Here is a 19660-nt window from a genome sequence, read left to right on the forward strand (position 1 = left end):
GCGTGCGCGGGCCATGCCTGGCGCGTTTTCTGGCTATACTGGCATAGTCAACGCTTTCCACGATCACTCCAACCCGCAATGCAAAGGATTAATATGCAACTCAAAGACAAAGTCGCACTGATTACCGGCGCCGCCAGTGGTATCGGCAAGGAAATGGCCATTGAATACGCGAAACAAGGCGCCAAGGTCGTCATCGCTGACCTGGTCCTGGAAGCGGCCAGCAAGACGGCCGAGGAAATCAAGCAGTCGGGCGGCCAGGCGTTTGCCGTCGCCATGGATGTCTCCAGCGAAGCGCAGGTCGACCAGGGCGTGGCCGATGCCGTGGCCCACTTCGGCGGCGTCGATATCCTGATCAGCAATGCGGGCATCCAGATCATCAGCCCCGTCGTCGACTACCCGTTCGAGCAGTGGAAAAAGATGCTGGCCATTCACATGGACGGCGCCTTCCTCACCACGCGCGCCTGCATGCGCGAAATGATCAAGGCCGGCCGCGGCGGCGCCATCATCTACATGGGTTCCGTGCACTCGCACGAAGGCTCGCCGTTCAAGAGCGCCTACGTGGCCGCCAAGCACGGCTTGCTGGGCCTGGCCAAGGTGGTGGCCAAGGAAGGCGCCAAGGATGGCATCCGCGCCAACGTCATCTGCCCCGGCTTCGTGCGCACGCCGCTGGTCGACAAGCAAATCCCCGAACAGGCGACCCAGCTGAACATCAGCGAAGAAGACGTGATCAAGAAAGTGATGCTGAAAGACACCATCGACGGCGAATTCACCACCACGCAGGATGTGGCGCAAACGGCCGTGTTCCTGGCGGCGTTCCCGTCGAACGCACTGAGCGGCCAGTCGATCGTCGTCAGCCACGGCTGGCACATGCAGTAATAGTGACACCCGCCCACATCGGCTGCGCGGCGCCCTGTGCGGCCTGCGATGCTCGCTGTGCTCCAGCACAGCTGCGCGTCTCGGCCACACATCGCTGCCGCTCGCGATGATGTGGACGGGCGCTTTTGCATCAGCGTATTCCCCCGGTATCTACCCCGAAAGTTCCCCATTGCAAGACAACTCTTACCGCCACCCGCGCGCGGGCTGGCCGGGGCGCCTGTTCGCCGCGCTCGCCAATTGCACGCATTTTGCCAACCTACGCCAGGCGATCATGTCGCGCCTGCCCTTTCTGACACTGCACAGCGACGTGCGCGACGTCGTCTACGTGAGCTGGCTGGTGGACGCCGCTGCTGCGCAGCAACTGCTGCCCGCCGGCGTGACCCTGTGGCAGCGCGGCGGCAAGACGCCATTGACCGTGCTGACCTACCGCCACGGGCATTTCGGCCCGGCCCTGCCCGGTCCGTTACGCAAGCTGCTGCCGTCGCCCCTGCAAAGCAACTGGCGCTTCTACCTGGACCACACGCCGCCGGGCGCGCCGACCGTGCCCTGCGTGTATTTTTTGAAAAACATCATGGACAGCCTGCCGCATGCGCTGGGCACGCGGCTGTTCAGCGACATCCTGCCGACGCACCTGGCCGACGGCATGACGCTGGAAGTCAGCGCCACGCAAGCCAGCTGCGCCATTGCCAGTGGCGCCGGCAGCGCACCCGCGCTCGAGGTGCAGGCGGACATCACCAGTCACCAGACCCTCGACGAAGACTGGCAACAACTGTTCGGCAACTGGCGCGACGCCGTCACCTTCCTTGCCTGCCAGGAAGCGGCCATCGCGCCCGTGCCGCGCAACGGCAAGCTGGTCTTCGGCGAAATCGACTTGCCCGTTGATGTGGATCAAGTGCAAGCGCTGATAGCCTTGCGCGCCGACTGCGGCTTGCTGGGGCAGTTGCCGCCCGTGTCCAACCCGTTCGCCTTTCTCGTGCCCAAGGTTGCCTTCAAGGCGCTGTCAGAGCGCCTGCTGTAGCGTGGCGACGCTCGGGTGCGCGCAGGGGCGTAGCCGGGCCTGCCTGGCCGCCGCGCCGCCGTTCCAGCTTGAACAGGGCCATCGCCTGCTCCAGCTGCAAGGTCTGGTCTTGCAGCGAGGCCGAGGCGGCCGCCGATTCCTCGACCAGCGCCGCGTTCTGCTGCGTCACTTCATCCATCTGCGTGACGGCCATGTTGACCTGGCCAATGCCGTGGCTTTGCTCGCGCGAAGCCGAGGCGATCTCTTCCATGATGCCGTGCACGCCCTGCACGGCGCCCAGCATCTCGGCGCTGCTGGCGCCCGCCTGCTGCGCCAGCTTGGCGCCTGCCTGCACCTGCGCCAAAGACGCCGTGATCAATTGCTTGATTTCCGTGGCGGCCGCCGCGCTGCGATGGGCCAGGCTGCGCACCTCGCCCGCCACCACGGCAAAACCGCGCCCCTGGTCGCCCGCGCGCGCCGCCTCGACAGCCGCGTTCAGGGCCAGGATATTGGTCTGAAAGGCAATGCCTTCGATGATGCCCGTAATGTCGCCGATCTTCTTCGACGAGGCATTGATGTCCGCCATCATGTTCACCACCTGGCCGACGATCTCGCCGCCGCGCCCGGCCAGGCCATGCACCTTGCCCGCCATGTCGCTGGCCTGCACGGCGTTGCCGCTGTTTTGCTGCACCGTGGCCGCCAGTTGCTCCATGCTCGACGCCGTCTGCTGCAGGGCCGAGGCCTGCGCTTCCGTGCGGCCCGACAAATCCATATTGCCGGCGGCGATTTCCTGACTGGCCATGCTGATGCGCAAGAAATTGCCGCGCACGTCGCCGACGATGGAATGCAGGTTCACGCGCAGCTGGCGCAAGGAGCGCAGCAGCTGCCCCATCTCGTCGCGCCGCGTGGTGTCGAGCTCGCCCGTCAGGTCGCCACCCGCCATCACGTCGCAGGCCTGGCGCGCCCGCTGCAACGGTTGCAGCACGGCACGGTGCAAGCTGTGCCAGAAATACAGGGTCGCGCACAAGGCCAGCACGGACAGGCCCGTCAGCCAGCCGTGGGCCGCCTCCGGCAACACGCCCGCATTCCACGCCAGCTGCAACACCAATACCACCGTCAGCAAACCCAGGTTCCAGCCGATGCGCTTGCCCAGCGCCAGATCGCGCAGGCTCGCGAACTTCGCCAGCCAGCCCGTGCGCACGGCGGCGCCCTGGCTGAGGGCGATGCCATCGGCCTGCCCCGCCTTGATGCGCGCGTACAGAGCGGACGCCTGCGCCACCTGCTGGCGCGTCGGTTTGGTGCGCACGGACATGTAGCCGACAGCCACGCCGTCTTCCACCACCGGCGTCACGTTCGCCAGCACCCAGTAAAAATCGCCATTCTTGCAGCGGTTTTTCACCATGCCGCTCCACGAACGCCCCGAGCGGATGGTGGCCCAGAAATCGGCGAACGCTTCGACCGGCATGTCCGGATGGCGCAGAATGTTTTGCGGCGCGCCGATCAACTCTTCCGCGCTGTAACCGCTGACGGCGATGAAATACGGGTTGGCATACGTGATATTGCCTTGCAAGTCGGTAGTCGAGACGATGGTCTCTGTATCGCTCAGGTTGATTTCGGTATCGGTGACGGGAAGATTGAGTCGCATGGTCACATCCTCAGTGGTAGCCCGTACGGTGACGGGTAAGCGGACAAGGCACAGTCGCCAGTCAGTAAAACGGGCATGGCAGTGGCACCATTATTTTAATATTTTATTATTAATAAAATATACTTTATTACGGCCGTGCCGGTCGTCATGCCACGGCAGGCTCGCCAGCCCAGTAGCGGTCGATGTCCTGCAAGCGCCACTGGGCTGCGTTTTCCGTGGAAACAATGCGTTCCTGGCAACCTGGCGCGGCCAGGTCGATGACGGCCGGGGCGATGCAGGTGCCGGCCCGGATGGAAAAAAACACGCGCACGGTGGGCGAGGTCAGCGGCTTGCCCTGCGCCTGCCCCACCACCACGGCCAGGCGTTCCGATTGCAGCCGCACCAGCGTGCCCAGCGGATAGATGCCAAGGCATTTGACGAAGGCGGCAAACAGTTGCGCGTCCAGATGCCCGCCGCGCCAGGCAGCCATGCGGCGCAGCGAATCGGCCGGGCACCAGCCCGGCTTGTACGGCCGGTTCGAGGTGATCGCGTCGTACACGTCGCAAATAGCCCCCATGCGCGCATACAGGCTGATCTCCTCGCCGCACAAACCCTTGGGGTAGCCGCTGCCATCGAGTTTTTCATGGTGGTGCAGGCACACGTCGAGCGCCACCGGATCGATCTCGCCCACTTCCTGCAGCATGCGGTGCCCGGCGGCCGGATGGGCGCGCACAGAGGAAAATTCCGCTTCGCTCAGCCTGCCCGGCTTGTTGAGGATGGCGGATGGCACGGCCATCTTGCCGATATCGTGCAGCAAGCCCGCCAGGCCGGCCGAGCGTACTTGTTCAGGAGCAAGGCCCAGCTCCCTGGCCAGCGCCGTCATCAGCGCGCACACGGCCACCGAATGCATATAGGTGTAGTTGTCGGCGGTTTTCAGGCGCGCCAGACCGATCAGCACGTCGCCGCCGCGCTGCACCGACGCGGCGATATCGTCGACCAGTGCGTAGGCTTGCGCCGCAGACAGGGCCTTGCCCATGCGCACCTCGTCGAACATCGTCTGCACGGCCTGGCGCGAGCGTTCGATCAGGCGCCGGGCGTGCGCCAGTTCCTCATCGCGCGAGCGCAGTGAAGCCACGCCGGTATCGGCTATGGCTGCGGCTGCGGCTGCGGCTGCGGGCATGGCATCGTCGACTGGCGGCGCCACAGCGGACGATGCGCATGCCGGCGCGGGTTCCGCCAGCGCCAGCCCACGCGCCGTATTGATCCACACTTCGCACAGACGTGCCGCGCGGATACGCTCCAGGTCAGCCGGCGACTCGAGCAAGAAGGAACGCGTCCAGAAAGGGTTATCGAGCCAGGAGCGGCCCAGGCGCTCGACATACATTCCCAGCACCAGTTCGCTACTCGTTATTTTTTTCAGCAAGGCGGTTCCCCAGACATTCAGATCGCGGCATTTACTTGCGCGTTAGAAACATCATACGCCAAAAAATAAACGATTAAACCAGATAAATTGTTTTATATGGCGAAATCACCACACCAACAGGAATAATCACCAATTTTATCACTTTCATTAATGTCAAATGTTAAATCAATAAATATATCAATTAAACCATATTGACTTCATTGAATTACCTGCCTCCTGCCGATGATGGAAGCGAATGCCTGCCAGCGACCGCATGGGCCGCTGCACGGGGATGATGTGAGGAAAGGAAGTACGCCAGCGCCAAGCGCCCCGAAGTGGGGCCGGCGCCATGGGGAGAGGGGGGACTGCCTGCCGCCTAGCGTGGCACGTAGCGCCAGTTGGCGTTTTCCAGCATGAACGTCAGTTCCGTCTTGATGCCTTCCGGACGGCTCGGCACGCTCAATTCAGTATCACATACCAGGTAGCCCGTCTTGCGCTTGACGTCGCACTCGTTGACGGCCTTGACCTGCATGGTGCTCTGCGCTTCCTGCATCTGCACATCCTTGGCCGCTTCCGGATCGCGCGCCACTTCCTCCTTGGCCCAGGCGCGTATCATCGCTTGCGCCTCGGCCGGCGACGGTCCCGCGAACTTGGCGTGCTTGCGCTCGACGCCGACCCAGGTGCCGCCCTCATTACGCAAAGGCAACACATTAAAACCGTCGCGCATGCCGGCGCTCATGGCGACCAGGCACACCACTTCGCCCGGCACTTCCTGCGAATCCTGGCAGCCCTGCAGGCTGGTGACCTTGACGGCGATCGGTACCGGCAGAGCCGATTGCAACTTGGCCTGGGTCTTGGCCACGCCCGCCTGCACGGCGGCCTGGATGTGTTCGAGTGTCGGCATGGTTGCCGCCTGGGCCGGCAAGGTGGCGAACAGGGCGGCGGCGGTCAGGGCGAAGGAAATCAGGCGCATGGGTATCGAAAGTAGTGATCAAAGGCCGGCAGTCTAGCACTTTGCATAAAAACAGCTGTTTCTATAGAGCTATTTACCCGGCGTCGGGCGCAAGAAAGGCACCGCCCGCATCCGCCTGTCCGCGCAGGCGCAAGCCGATGCCTCGCAGCATCTCGACCAGCTCGCGCAGGCGCAGGCCCTCGTCCGTCAGTTGGTACTCGACCTTGACGGGCACTTCCGCGTAGATGGTGCGCGTCAGCAAGCCCGCCTCTTCCAGCGCGCGCAGGTCCAGGGTCAGCATGCGCTGCGAGATATTCGGCACGGCGCGGCGGATTTCGCTGAAGCGCTTCGGCCCCGCCATCAGGTAACTGAGCAGTACTACGCGCCAGCGCCCGCCCAGCAGTCGCATGGCTTCTTCCACGGCGCAGCCGGAGACATTGTCTTTCATGGTTCGCTCCCCACCTGGTATAAAAAATGTACCTATACCACATTATTCTGCCTTCTTCCAAATAGTAACCATTGCCCTTAGACTGCCCTTCCCTCATCTAACTGGAGTTCCAGCATGGAAACCACCCTGATCTACAGCGTGCCGTTCGGCTGCTCGTTTGCCGCCATCGCCGCCCTCGAATGGAGCGGCTTGCCGTATCGCCTGGCCCGCGTGGAAGCACGCGACCCGGCCAGCAAGCAGCATCCGGCCTTTCTCGCCATCAATCCGCTGAGCCAGACGCCGGCCCTGCTCACGCACACGGGCACGCCGCTGCTGGAAAGCATGGCGATCCTGCTGCACCTGGCCGCCCGCGCGCCGCACAAAGGCCTCGGTTTTGCGCAGGGCACGCCCGCATACGACCGCCTGAACAGCGTGCTCTCCTTTTTGCACACGACGTTTCACGCCGCCTTCATGCCCGCCTTCCAGGCGTCGCGTGCAGCGCCGGACGATGCGCGCGCGGCCGTCTGGCGCGAGATGGCCGTCGAGAAGGTCAACAAAAGCCTGGCGCACCTGGAGCGCCTGCTCGCTGGCCGCGCCTGGCTCGCTTCCGATGCCGCGCCCACCATCGCCGACGCCTACCTGGCCGCCACGGCGCGCTGGGCCGCACCGCTGCAGCTGGCCAGCCTGGCCGACTATCCGCACGTGGCGCGCGTGCTGGCCGCGCTGGAACAAGACCCCGGCATCCGCTTCGCCCACGCCATCGAAGACGGCGTGCCGGCGGCCAGCCAGGGCGGTTTCCTGGGCCACGTGGCGCTCGACCAACTGGCGCACAAGGCCGGCTAACCGGCGGTCAACTCCCGCAGCAAGCGCGTCTTTATTGCTATGATGTCGGGCTGCCGGCGGTACAGCCGGCCACGTCAATACCATATCGATAACGTCGCAATAAGAATCGGGAGTTTGAATGAGTTTACGTCTGCTGCTCTTGGGAGCATTCAGTGCCGCCATGGCCACCACCGCAGCCATCCCTGCGCTGGCCGCGCCGCGCGGTTTCACCGTGGAAGACATGGTGGCCATGGAACGGGTGGGCAGCCCCGTGCTGTCGCCGGACGCCACGCGCGTCGTCTACACGGTGCGCACCACCAACCTGGACAAGAACCGTGGCAACACGCAGCTGTGGATGATCGACCTGCGCGCGCCGAACGCGGCGCCGCGCCAGCTCACGCGTGGCGAAGCCAGCGCCGGCGACCCGCAATGGTCGCCGAACGGCGATGCCATCTACTTCCTCTCAAGCCGCTCCGGCTCCTCGCAAGTGTGGCAGCTGCCCCTGAACGGCGGCGAAGCTGCCAAGGTCACCGACCTGGCGCTGGACGTCGACACTTATCGCTTGTCGCCGCAGGGCGACCGCCTGGCCTTCAGCATGGGCGTCTTCCTCGATTGCGCGGACATCGCCTGCACGAAAAAACGCCTCGATGAAAAAGCCAAAAACAAGGCGACCGGCATGGTCTACGACCAGATGTTCGTGCGCCACTGGGATACCTGGGCCGATGGCCGCCGCAACGCGCTGTACTCGGCGCCCATCGACGCCAGCGGCAAGGTCAGCGCCGCGCCCGTGAGCCTGAGCGGCAGCCTCGATGGCGACGCGCCATCGAAGCCGTTCGGCGATAATGGCGAATACCATTTCAGCCCGGACGGCAAGACGGTGGCCTTCTCCGTGCGCGTGGCCGGCCGCACGGAATCGTGGTCGACCAACTTCGACGTCTATACGATTCCGGCCGCTGGCGGCCAGGCGCCGCGCAACCTCACGGCAGACAATCCGGCCTGGGATGCGAAAGCCACCTACTCGCCCGATGGCCGCACCCTGGCGTATGTCGCCATGACCAAGCCCGGCTTCGAAGCGGACCGTTTTCATCTGGTGCTGATGGATGTCGCCACCGGCAAGAAGCGCACCGTGGCCGACGACTGGGACCGTTCCGTGGCCGACTTCCGCTGGACGCCGGACGGCAAGGCTTTCCTCGTCGCCGCCGATGACGTGGGCCAGCACCGCTTGTTCCACATCGACGCGGCCAGCGGCAAGGTCGCTGCATTGACAGGCAAAGGCGCCGTGGGCGACTTCGACGTGCGCGGCAATACCATCGTCCTGACGCAAGCGAACCTGGCCTCGGGCGCGCAGCTGTACACGCGCAAGCTCGACGCCAAATCGGAAACCGCGCCGATGCTACAACTGACGAAACAGAACGCCGCAGCGCTGGCGGACGTGCGCTTCGGCGAATATGAACAGTTCTCGTTCGCCGGCGCGAATGGCGAGACCGTCTACGGCCACGTCATGAAGCCATGGAATGCCAAGGCCGGCGAGAAGTATCCGGTCGCCTTCCTCGTCCACGGCGGCCCGCAAGGCAGCTTCGGCAACAGCTGGAGCTACCGTTGGAATCCGCAAGTGTATGCGGGCGCCGGCTACGCCACCGTCTTCATCGACTTCCATGGTTCGACCGGCTATGGCCAGAAGTTCACGGATTCCATCAGCGGCGACTGGGGCGGCAAGCCGCTGATCGACCTGCAGAAGGGCCTGGAAGCGGCCACCAAGAAGTTCCCATGGCTGGATCGCGAACGCAGCTGCGCGCTGGGCGCGTCGTACGGCGGCTACATGATGAACTGGATCGCCGGTAACTGGCCGGACGGCTTCAAATGCCTGGTCAACCACGACGGCGTGTTCGACAACCGCGGCATGGCTTACGCGACGGAAGAACTGTGGTTCACGGAATGGGAAAATGGCGGCCCGTACTACGACGCGCCCGCCAAGCACGAACAGTTCAATCCCGTCAACTTCGTGAAGAACTGGAAGACGCCGATGCTGGTGGTCCAGGGCGACCTGGATTTCCGCATCCCCACCGCGCAAGGCCTGGGCACCTTCACGGCGCTGCAGCGCCGTGGTATCCCGAGCAAGCTGCTGGTCTTCCCGGACGAGAACCACTGGGTGCTGAAGCCGGCGAACTCGCTGCTGTGGCATCACACGGTGCTCGATTGGTTGAATACCTATACCAAGAAGTAACGGGGGGAGTGTCGGATTACGGCCTTCGGCCTAATCCGACCTACCCTCGATTTCCACAATAAAAAGCCGCGCGGTGCATCCAGCACCGCGCGGCTTTTTGTTTTGCAGGTCGGATTAGCGGCGCGCGCGCCGCGTAATCCGACACTGCACATCACATCAATACGTATTAAGCGCCTTGGCGAACTTCACGATCCACAAGCGGCTTGGACGCTCGCGGTCGTCGCCGCGCGCCACACGGATGGTGTTGGCGGCATTGCAGCCGGCCGCGCTGCTGGTGACGATGGCGCCGTTCGCGTCGACCGTGCACTTGGTCACGTCGGAGCCATCAACTTCCACGCCATTGGCGTCAAAGACCTTGGTTTTCAGGCCGAAGTCGTTGTCGTTGGCCAGCGCGATGGTGGAGTCGTCGATCAGGGTCAGGCCTTCCGCCTTTTCCGCCGCCCAGCCGATGGCGTTCAAGTCCAGCAGCAGGGTCTTCTTCAGCGGCGTGACAGCCGCCCAGTCGGCCCCATTGACGGCCGCGCCGCCCATGCTGCTCTTTTCCAGGTCGGACGTCGTCGCGTTGAAGGCGGCAGCCGCAATGTCCGTGGCACCCTTCAGTTCGACCAGCATAAGTTTATTGAAAACCTTGCCCGACGGCGCGGCGCCCTGCTCGATGACGAGGAATTTGCCGCCGCCCAGCGCCACCATGTCGCCCAGCTTGGCGTTGCCCGTGCGGCCATCCTGATAGTCGGCAGCATTCAGCGGATACGCATACATCTTGCCGCTGCTGCCCGTGGTCGGGTCGAATTCGATCCAGCGCGTAAAGCGGGCGAAACGCTCGACCTGTTCATTCTTCTTCGTCACCGAATACGGTGCCGTGCCGTCGGACAAGGGGCTTTGCAGGAAGGCGTACAGCTTGTCGTTGCTCGTGTCCAGGGTCATGCCTTCCATGCCGCGGTTCGCGCGGCGCTTGGCGAACAGCGCCGGCAAGCCCTTGCCCGGCTCATACTTGGCCTGGATGATGCCCGTGGCGGCATCGATCCTGACGATGAACGGGCCGTATTCGTCGGACACCCACAGCGCGTTGCGCTTGGCATCGACGACGATGGCTTCCGAATCGAGGCCGCCCGCATTGAAGACGGCCTTGCCGGTCGCGTCGAATTTCATCGCATCCATGACGGGAATCTCGGCCGAATTGCCGACCGCGCCCACGGGCACGGGCAAGCCCGAGCTGTTGACCGTGGCCGACACCTTGATCGGCGTGCTCGATGCCAGCACGGCGCCGTTCTTGCCCACCGTGATGACGCCGAACGAGGGCGTGAAGCTCGGTGACGGGAAGATCTTGCTGCCGATCGTGCCCTTGCCCGATGGATCGGGCACCAGCGGGCCGTCGCCGTTCGGGCCGCGATCCGTCAAGCCATAGAATTCCAGGTCGCCAGCCGCGTTCTTGCCCTTGTAGGCCAGGCCCGAGCCGTACGATGGCAGGAAGCCGTTCGGGAATTCGCCCTTGACCTTGGCATTCGCGCCTTCGTACAGCACGTAGAATTTGTCGGCCGCCTGGATCTGGTAGCGCGTCACGGTGACTTTCACTTCACCCACCGGATTGGCTTGCGTCAGCGCCTCGTTGACGGGCGCGCCCGCTTTCGAGGCGAGGGTGTCTTCGAAATGCTCGCGCACCAGCGCGCGGCGCTCCGCGTCCACCGTGCGGCCGGCGAATTTGCTGCCCACCGCCGCCAGGTGCGCGGCCAGGGCCGCGTTGAAGACGGCCGGCGCGGATGCAAAATCCAGCGTCTTGCCGACCAGCGCGGCCTTCACTTCTGCCGTCAGCCTGATGCCGTTCGACGGATCGCTGTCATCGTCGAGCAGTTGCAGCGCCAGCAGGCGGTTGACGACCTTGTCGTCCGCCACGTTCGTGCTGGCGGCCAGCGCCAGCGGCGTGACGACGGCGCCGCATGGGGCAGAACCCAGGGCCAGGCCGCCCACGCTGAAGGCCACCGTATCGCCCGGGTTGCACATGAATTCGCCCTTGGCATTGGTGCTGGCCTTGGCCGCACTGCCAGCCACGTAATCGAGCCCTTCCACCGCGCCGTCGAGGAACACGCCCGTCTGCGCCACGGGCTTGGAAGGCTCCGCCGGCGGATTATCGCTACCGCCGCAGGCGGCCAGGGCCAGGCCGGCGGCGATGGCCAGCAGGGTCAGTTTCGGGGTGGACGTTACGGCAGTCTTCATGCATTCCTCGGCTAGGGTGGGGTTGAAGCCGTGGAGGATAACTGTTCAAAGTGACAAGCCCATGACAGGCATCACGGTCGTGGCGTATCCGCAACAGGCCCGCCGATGCCGCCGAAGCGCCCATCGGCCTGGCGCCGGAACTCCTTCGGCGTGACGCCCTTCACCTGCAAAAAGCGGCGGTTGAAGTTGGCCACGTTCTGGAAGCCCACGTCGTAGCAGACGTTCGACACATACTGGTCGGTATCCATCAGCAGCTGGCACGCCTTGTTGATGCGCAGGCGGCTGATGAAATCCGTAAAACTGTTGCCCGTCGCCTTGCGGAAGAAGCGCGAGAATTTACTCAGCGACATGCCCACCTGCTCGGCCAGCATTTCCGCCGAAATCGGCTCGCGGTAATTGTCCGTGATGTAGTTGAGGACGGAATTGACCTTGGCCAGGGTGGCGTCATCGTCGTACGAACGCAAGGAGGCACTCGACAGCAAACGGTAGTTGGCCGTGCGCGCCAGTTTGCTCATCAGCTGGACAAATTCAGCGAAGCGCTCGGCGCCATGCGTGACGCGGATGCGCGCCAGGTGCTGCTCGGCCTGATGGCCCATGTCGAAAAACTCCACGCCATAGCTGGAGCGCTCGAGCAGCGGCAGCAGTTCGCGCAATTCGGGGATGACGCGCGCGGCGCCGGCCAGCGGCGCGTGGGCGAACTGCACGATCATGTCGCGCAGGGCCACGCCGCCTTCCGGCATCACGTTGGAAATCCAGTTATGCGGCAGGCGCGGCCCCGTCAGCACCAGGTGGCCGGGCGAGAATTCGCCGATATAGTCGCCCACGAACAGGCGTCCGCTGGTGGCGACAATCAGGTGCAGCTCATATTCCTCGTGGCAGTGCCAGCGCACGCGCGAACTGGGATAGCCGTGTTCCAGGTAATTGATGATGCCATCGTAGCTTTCGCGCTCCAGCTCGGGCAACTTGCGCTCGCTGTCCTTCTGCCATAGGTGTTCCATGCTTGTCTCTCTCAGGCTGTCCCCGCCTGTGCCATCCAATGTACCTCAAAAAGCTTCACTCGCCAAAACGGCCCAGCGCCTGCTGGCGAAACTCCTTCGGCGTCATGCCCTTCAACTCCAAGAAGCGCCGGTTGAAATTGGCCACGTTATTGAAACCCGCCTCGTAGCAGATGTTGCTCACATAGCGCTCCGTCTCCATCAGCAGCTGGCACGCCTTGTTGATGCGCAGGCGGTTGACGAAGTCCGTGAAGCTGTTGCCCGTGGCGCTGCGAAAGAAGCGCGAAAACGTCCGCTCGGGCATGTCCACCTGCTCGGCCAGCTGTTTCAGCGAAAACTGGCTGCTGTAATTGTGCACGATGAAGTTGATGGCAGAACTGATGCGCGCCAGAGCCACGTCGTCGTCGCTCGACTGCATCGGCACCGTCGACAGCAGCTGGTAGTCGCTGGTCTGCGCCAGTTCGCCCAGCAGTGTCAAAAATTCGATGAAGCGCGGCAGGCCATTGCTGTCGCGGATGCGCCGGAAACGCCGCAGCGACTGTTCGCTGACGCCAAAGAATTCCACGCCGTGCAAGGCCCGCTGCAGCAGCGGGAAAATATCCTTCAACTCGGGAATGGCGGTGGCCATCGATGCCAGCGGCGCATGCGAAAACTGGATCACCATGTCACGCAAGGCCACGCCTTCGGGCGGCATGCCGAGCGAGACCCAGTTGTGCGGCACGCGCGGCCCCGTCAGCACCAGGTGGCCGGGCGCAAACTGGCCGATGTAGTCGCCGACAAAGACCTTGCCGCTCGTCTCGACGATCAGGTGCAGCTCATACTCGTCGTGGTAATGCCAGCGCACCAGCGCATTCGGAAAGCCATGCTCGAGGTAGCGGATGAAGCCAAAACTGCCTTTCGGCTCGAAGCCTGGCGTGGCATCGCGCTGCGGTTCCAGCTCCATCTGCGGCAGTAAAGCATCGGCTTTGCGTGGCATGGCGCGCCCTGCCCGTCAGGCGACGATCTGTTCCAGCGCCGCGCGCGCGCCCAGCCCATACAGGCTGGCCAGCGCCGCGCCCACCGCCTGCGTGAACGCGGGCGTGCCGGAAAGGTCGCCGAACAGCTCGCGCAGCGACAGCAAGGCCTCGGCGTCCGCCCCGCCCTGCAGCGCCAGCGCGCGCAGACGCACTGCATACGGGTCGTTCAATGGCATCTCGCGCCCCTGCTCATCGTGGCCTTCCAGGTAGCGGAACCAGCACGCCACGGTAAACGCCAGCAGCGTGATGGCGCCGTCCCTTGCCAGCGCTTCGCGCACGGATGGCAGCACGAATTTCGGGATGCGCGCCGAGCCTTCCGTGCCGATGCGCGCCAGCTGGTCGCGCACGGCCGGATTCGAGAAGCGCTCGATCAGGGTAGCCTTGTAGCGTTCCAGATCGATGCCTTGCACTTTATCGAGCAAGGGCGTCACTTCCTCATCCATCATGCGCCGCACGAGCCGGCGGATGCCGGGGTCAAGCATCGCTTCATGCGCAAACGTATAACCGAGCTGCATGCCGATGTAGCACAGGGCCTGGTGGCTGGCATTCAAGAGACGCAGCTTCATCTTTTCATACGGCAGCACGTCGTGCGTCATCTGCGCGCCCACCAGTTCCCAGGCCGGGCGGCCCTGCGGGAAGTCATCTTCGATGACCCACTGGCGGAATGGTTCGCATACGACGGGCCAGGCGTCAACGATGCCAAAGGACTCCCGCACGAGCGCCCGGTGTTCATCAGTGGTGGCCGGCGTGATGCGGTCGACCATGCTGTTGGGGAAGCTGCCATGCGTGGCCAGCCAGCGCGCCAGTTCCCCGTCGCGCAAGGCGACAAAGGCCAGCAGCATCTTGCGCGTCACGTCGCCATTGTTTTGCAGGTTATCGCAGGACATGATGGTAAACGGCGCCAGGCCACGCTGGTGGCGCATGGCCAGCGCGGCGGCCAGGTAGCCGAACGAGCAGCGCGGCGCCTGCGGGTGCGCCAGTTCATGCACGATGTCGGGGTGAGCCGCATCGAATTCGCCCGTGCCCTGGTTCACATAGTAGCCGCCTTCCGTGATGGTCAGCGCGACGATGCGCGTGCCGGGGTCTGCCAGCTTTTCCAGCACGGCCTGCGGGTCGTCGGGCGCATACAGGTATTCGCCGATGCAGCCGATGATGCGCGCGCTGTCGCCCGCCGCGCTGCGCTCGACCACCGTGTACAAGCCATCCTGCGCCCGCATGGCGTCGCGCATGGCCCCATCATGCGCCAGCAAGCCCACGCCGCAATAACCCCATTGCGCGTTTCCGGGCAAGGCCAGCAAATCGTCGAGGTACACGGCCTGGTGGGCGCGGAAAAAGCCGCCCACGCCGATATGCACGATGCTGGGCACGAGCGCGCCGCGCGCATACGCGGGCACGGCCACGTTCGCCGGCAGCTGCGCCAGGTTCGCCTGTTTCAGTTCGATTGCGCTCATGTTCAGACTCCCTTGGCGGCAGCATAGGTCTTGCCGGCGCGGTCAAAATAATGGACGAAGCCCGGCTCGAACGTCAAATGCGTCTGCTGGCCCGGCTGCAGGCTGCTGCGTTCGGCGCCGCGCGAGACCACCTGCACATTGTTCGGCAAGCGCACATAGGTCAGGGTTTCCACGCCCAGCGATTCCACCAGGTCGACCGTGACGGGCACGCTGCCCGGCTGCGCCGCGCCCAGGTGCACGTGTTCGGGGCGGATGCCGACAAAGCCGTCCGCCTGCGCCGCGCTGCCTGCCTGCGCCAGCAGCTGCGGCGCCGCGTCGGCCGGCACCACGTTCATGCTGGGCGTGCCGATGAATTGCGCGACAAAACGGTTGGCGGGATGGTCATACAGTTCCAGTGGCGAGCCATGCTGCTCGATCTGCCCGTCGCGCAGCACCACCACGCGGTCGGCCAGGGTCATCGCTTCGACCTGGTCGTGCGTGACATAGATGGTGGTGGCGCCCAGCTCGCGGTGCAGCTTGGCGATCTCGATGCGCGTCTGCACGCGCAGGGCCGCATCGAGGTTCGACAGCGGTTCATCGAACAGGAACACCTTCGGGTCGCGCACGATGGCGCGGCCGATGGCCACCCTCTGGCGCTGGCCGCCGGACAGCTCCTTCGGCGTGCGCTCCAGGTATTTCCCCAGGTCGAGGATGGCGGCCGCCTTGTCGACCTTGTCGCGGATGATGGCGGGATCGACGCCGGCCAGTTTCAAGGCGAACGACATGTTCTGGAACACCGTCATGTGCGGATACAGCGCATACGACTGGAACACCATCGCCAGGTCGCGCTTGGACGACGGCAGATTCGTGATGTCGCGCCCGTCGAGCGACAGCTTGCCGCCGTCGATCGGTTCCAGGCCCGCGATCAGGCGCAGCAGGGTGGATTTGCCGCAGCCCGACGGCCCCACGAAGACGACGAATTCGCCCTGTTGGATCTCCAGGTCGATGCCCTTGATGGCGCGGTGTTCGCCAAAGAATTTCTCGATATTGCTCAGTTGAAGGTAAGCCATGATGTCATCCAATAGTGTTTACTTAACGGCGCCAAAGGTCATACCCTGGACCAATTGTTTCTGGCAGAACCAGCCCAGCGCCATGATGGGCGCGATCGCCATCAGCGAAGCGGCCGACAATTTCGCCCAGAACAAGCCTTCCGGGCTCGAATACGAGGCGATGAGCCAGGCCAGCGTGCCCGCGTTGGAGGCGCCCAGGTTCAGCGACCAGAACGATTCATTCCACGACCACACCATGCACACGAGGGCCGTGGAGGCGATGCCGCCCACGGAAAGGGGCAGCACGACGTGGCGGAATTCATCCCACACGGTGGCGCCATCCATGCGCGACGCTTCCAGGATTTCACGCGGCAGCTCCTTCATGCTCGTGTACAGCAGCCAGATCATGATGGGCAAATTCATCAGCATGAACATGATGGTCAGGCCGATGCGCGTGTCGAGCAGGCCGAAGTACTGGTAGCAGATATAGATCGGCATCAGGGCGCCCACGCCGGGCATGTAGCGCGAGCTGAGCATGAATTTCAGCAAGCCGATAGTGCCGCCCGTGGGGAAGAAGGCCATCGAATACGCGGCAGGGATGGCGATCAACAGGCCGATGGCGGTGGAGACCACGCTGGTAAACAGCGAGTTCCACGCATAGCCGAAGTAATTGTCGCGCGCCAGCACTTCGCGGAAACTGTCGAGCGTGGGCGTGAAGAACAGCAGGGGCGGCGTGGCAATGGCTTGCCCTTCCGTCTTGAACGCCATCAAGCCCAGCCAGAAGATGGGAAAGAACAGCAGCAGCGCGAACAGCCAGGCGGCAGCCGTGCGGCCATACAGATTGAGTTTGCTATGCATCAAGGTCTCCTTATTTCGACAGATTCTTGCCGATGACGCGCATCAGGAAGAAGGCGGCGATGTTGGCGATGAGCACGGCGAACAGGGCACCGGCCGAGGCCGCTCCCACGTCATACGACAGCAGTGCCTGCTGATAAATCATGAAGGTGATGGTGGTCGTGTCGAAGCCGGGACCGCCGCCCGTGGTGGTAAAGATTTCCGCAAATATCGACAACAGGAAAATCATCTCGATCATCAGCACCACCGAGACGGCACGGCCCAGATGGGGAATGTAGAGGTAGCGCAGCTGCTGCAGATAGGTGGCGCCATCCATGCGCGCCGCTTCCAGCTGTTCGCGGTCCATCGATTGCAGGGCCGTCATGAAGATCAGGCAGGCAAACGGCAGCCATTGCCACGAGACCATCATGATGATGGAAAACAGGGGGTGGGCCGACAGCCAGTCGACGGGCGTGGCGCCAAAGAACAGGCTGATCTGCGCGAACAGGCCGTAGATCGGATTGAGCAGCATGTTCTTCCACATCAGGGCATTCACGGCCGGCATGATGAGGAAAGGCGAAATCAAGAGCACGCGCACGATGGCGCGCCCCGGGAATGCTTCATTGATCAGCAGCCCCAGCGCCGTGCCCAGCACCACCGTGATCAGCATGACGGAAAACAGCAGGGTGAACGTATTCTGCAAGGCCGGCAGGAACGAGGCATCGGTAAAGAAAAAGTGAAAGTTGGCCAGCCCATGGAAAGGATGGCCGCTCGGATCGAGCATGGAATAGCGCACGAACGCGTAATACAAAGTGATCAATAATGGGATCACGGAAATGACGGAGACGGCAAGCACGGCCGGCGTCAGCAAAGTCCGGGGGATAATGCGTTTCATAATGTTCTCTTGGGACAAGGGGAAATCTGGGGTCAGACCCGGCGGGACTCGGCGTCCCCGTCTGCCCCCTGCTTTACGCTATTGGGGTAAGCAAACTACTCGACAAAGACACTGCCTTATTTGTAGTACCCGCCTTTACGCATTTCCCGCTCCGCCGTCTGCTGCGACAGTTCCAGCGCCTTGTCGACGCTGATCTTGCCCAGCAGCGCTGCCGCCATCTGCTGGCCGGCGGCCACGCCGATCACCTGGAATTCGGGAATCGATGCGAATTGCACGCCCACGTAGGGCGATGGCAGCATGGTGCTTTGCACGGCGCGCGTGGTGGCCAGGGCCTTGCCTTCGGCGGCGGCAAATTTCGCCGCTTTCTGGAACTCGGGGCTGGCGTACGTCGACTTGCGCGTGCCCGTCGGCACATTGGCCCAGCTCGTTTCCTTGGCCACCAGTTTCACGTAGTCGGGCGAGGTGGCCCAGTTGATGAAGCGCTGCGCTTCATTCGGGTGCTTGGAACTCGCGGGAATGGCCAGCGACCAGATCCACAGCCAGTTGGCGCCCCGCTCCGTCACGCCCACGGGCGACTGGGCAAATGCCACCTTGTCGGCCACCTTGCTTTGCTTCGGGTCGGTGATGAAGGACGCGGCAATCGTCGCATCGATCCAGATGCCGCACTTGCCCTGGTTGAACAGCGCCAGGTTTTCATTGAAGCTGTTGGCGGCCGCGCCCGGCGGGCCGTATTTCTTCATCAGGTCGACATACATGGTGACCGCGTCTTTCCACGGCTTGCTGGTAAATTGCGGCTTCCATTGCATGTCGAACAGCTGGCCGCCATAGGAATTGGCCATGGTGGTGATCAAGGCCATGTTGTCGCCCCAGCCCGGCTTGCCGCGCAGGCAGATGCCGTACACGCCGTTGGCCGGATCGTGCAGCTTGGCCGCCACGTCGCGCAACTGGTTCCAGCTTGGGCGGTCCTCGATCGTCACGCCGGCTTTTTTCACCAGGTCGCTGCGGTACATGATCATCGAGCTTTCGCCATAGAACGGCGACGCGTACAGCTTGCCGTCGCCGGAGAGCCCCTCGCGTATGGCCGGCAGCAAGTCGTCGATATCGTATCTGGCGTCCGGCTTGATGGGAATCAGCCAGTTTTTCTTGCCCCAGATGGGCGTTTCATACAGGCCGATGGTCATCACGTCGAACTGGCCGCCCTTGGTGGCGATATCGGTGGTCATGCGCTGGCGCAAGACACCCTCTTCCAGGGTCACCCATTTGAGCTTGATGTCGGGATTGGCTTGCTCGAAGAACTTGCTGAGCTTTTGCATTTCGATCATGTGGCCGTTGTTGACGGTGGCGATGACCAGGTCAGTGGCGGCAAAAGCGGACGAGCTGAGGCAGCCGGCGAACAGCGCGGCGATGGCGGAACGTTTCATTGTGTGTCTCCAGTGTTTTTTGTCGTTGGCGATGCCTGCATGCTTGGCACCACGACCACAATGTAGCACCGGACTTTGATACTTTCTGATACTCCAAAACCGCAATTCGATACTCTTTTGCAAGCCTGCTATGCACGAGAGTATCGATATTGGATAAAAACAACACTTTGAAAGAAAGTATCAGCACTTGCACGTTTTGTATCAGGGTGGTTAAAAAAGCGCTGCTAGACTTGGTTTTCGGCATTAGACCGTTTGCGGTGGCCGCCTCCCGGGGCGCCACCGCTACCACCTACATCTTTCTGGAGACCGCATGAATCGCACTGCACTGAAAACCTTGCCTGCCCTGCTCCTGGCCATCGCCAGCGCTTCCGCCATTGCCGACCCCATGTACCCATCCGACGCCGAGGGCTTCCATGGCTACCTGCGTGCCGGCGCCGGCAGCAATACCTCCAGCGACGGCGGTTCGCAAGGCTGCTTCGGCCTGG

The 19660-nt window shown here is 63.3% G+C and carries 16 protein-coding genes; 4 read left to right on the forward strand and 12 right to left on the reverse strand.

The genetic code is table 11. The features are described 5' to 3' along the window. Positions 1–93 precede the first annotated feature (93 nt). Together AC54AF_RS19465 and AC54AF_RS19470 are read left to right on the forward strand one after the other, a co-directional pair. Positions 94–876 carry a 3-hydroxybutyrate dehydrogenase gene (locus tag AC54AF_RS19465; protein ID WP_496637841.1) on the forward strand — a complete coding sequence of 261 codons (783 nt, stop codon included), beginning with the start codon at positions 94–96 and terminating at the stop codon, positions 874–876. A 169-nt stretch (positions 877–1045) separates the two neighbouring features. Continuing rightward, entirely contained in the window at positions 1046–1894 is an 849-nt protein-coding gene (locus AC54AF_RS19470; protein ID WP_496637842.1) for a DUF2071 domain-containing protein, read from the forward strand. Here AC54AF_RS19470 and AC54AF_RS19475 read toward each other — a convergent pair. The 4 genes from AC54AF_RS19475 to AC54AF_RS19490 all read right to left on the reverse strand — a co-directional run bounded on the left by AC54AF_RS19475 (position 1866) and on the right by AC54AF_RS19490 (position 6299). Next, entirely contained in the window at positions 1866–3518 is a 1653-nt protein-coding gene (locus AC54AF_RS19475) for a methyl-accepting chemotaxis protein (RefSeq protein WP_496637843.1), read from the reverse strand. The genes AC54AF_RS19470 and AC54AF_RS19475 overlap by 29 nt on opposite strands. 145 nt (positions 3519–3663) lie before the next feature. After that, positions 3664–4920: an HD-GYP domain-containing protein gene (locus AC54AF_RS19480; RefSeq protein WP_496637844.1), complete on the reverse strand. Its 1257-nt coding sequence runs from the start codon at positions 4918–4920 to the stop codon at positions 3664–3666. A 355-nt stretch (positions 4921–5275) separates the two neighbouring features. Then, positions 5276–5872 carry a hypothetical protein gene (locus tag AC54AF_RS19485; RefSeq protein WP_496637845.1) on the reverse strand — a complete coding sequence of 199 codons (597 nt, stop codon included), beginning with the start codon at positions 5870–5872 and terminating at the stop codon, positions 5276–5278. Between the two features lie 73 nt (positions 5873–5945). Further along, positions 5946–6299 (reverse strand): winged helix-turn-helix transcriptional regulator, encoded by a 354-nt coding sequence (locus AC54AF_RS19490; protein WP_131687410.1) that lies wholly within the window; start codon positions 6297–6299, stop codon positions 5946–5948. 114 nt (positions 6300–6413) lie between these two features. On the opposite strand from AC54AF_RS19490, the gene AC54AF_RS19495 reads away from it, so the two are divergent. Beyond that, positions 6414–7121 carry a glutathione S-transferase family protein gene (locus AC54AF_RS19495; protein ID WP_496637846.1) on the forward strand — a complete coding sequence of 236 codons (708 nt, stop codon included), beginning with the start codon at positions 6414–6416 and terminating at the stop codon, positions 7119–7121. Between the two features lie 118 nt (positions 7122–7239). Beyond that, entirely contained in the window at positions 7240–9324 is a 2085-nt protein-coding gene (locus tag AC54AF_RS19500; protein WP_496637847.1) for a S9 family peptidase, read from the forward strand. A gap of 156 nt (positions 9325–9480) precedes the next feature. Here AC54AF_RS19500 and AC54AF_RS19505 read toward each other — a convergent pair whose 3' ends face one another. The 8 genes from AC54AF_RS19505 to AC54AF_RS19540 all read right to left on the reverse strand — a co-directional run bounded on the left by AC54AF_RS19505 (position 9481) and on the right by AC54AF_RS19540 (position 19175). After that, entirely contained in the window at positions 9481–11535 is a 2055-nt protein-coding gene (locus AC54AF_RS19505; protein WP_496637848.1) for an esterase-like activity of phytase family protein, read from the reverse strand. Positions 11536–11606: 71 nt separating this feature from the next. Then, positions 11607–12533, reverse strand: a complete 927-nt coding sequence (locus tag AC54AF_RS19510; protein ID WP_496637849.1) for a helix-turn-helix domain-containing protein — start codon at positions 12531–12533, stop codon at positions 11607–11609. A 55-nt stretch (positions 12534–12588) separates the two neighbouring features. Then, positions 12589–13506: a helix-turn-helix domain-containing protein gene (locus tag AC54AF_RS19515; RefSeq protein WP_496637850.1), complete on the reverse strand. Its 918-nt coding sequence runs from the start codon at positions 13504–13506 to the stop codon at positions 12589–12591. A 15-nt stretch (positions 13507–13521) separates the two neighbouring features. After that, entirely contained in the window at positions 13522–14997 is a 1476-nt protein-coding gene (locus AC54AF_RS19520) for a mannitol dehydrogenase family protein (protein ID WP_496637851.1), read from the reverse strand. Positions 14998–14999: 2 nt separating this feature from the next. Next, positions 15000–16046, reverse strand: coding sequence for an ABC transporter ATP-binding protein (locus tag AC54AF_RS19525; protein WP_496637852.1), 1047 nt, complete (start codon positions 16044–16046; stop codon positions 15000–15002). Between the two features lie 18 nt (positions 16047–16064). Continuing rightward, complete coding sequence (locus AC54AF_RS19530; protein WP_496637853.1) at positions 16065–16883, reverse strand: carbohydrate ABC transporter permease; 819 nt, start codon at positions 16881–16883, stop codon at positions 16065–16067. 10 nt (positions 16884–16893) lie between these two features. Next, on the reverse strand, positions 16894–17754 hold the full coding sequence (locus AC54AF_RS19535; protein WP_496637854.1) for a carbohydrate ABC transporter permease: 861 nt from the start codon (positions 17752–17754) through the stop codon (positions 16894–16896). A gap of 116 nt (positions 17755–17870) precedes the next feature. Then, entirely contained in the window at positions 17871–19175 is a 1305-nt protein-coding gene (locus AC54AF_RS19540; protein WP_496637855.1) for an ABC transporter substrate-binding protein, read from the reverse strand. Positions 19176–19660: the final 485 nt, after the last annotated feature.

The organism is Janthinobacterium sp. JF4 (genome assembly GCF_059617925.1).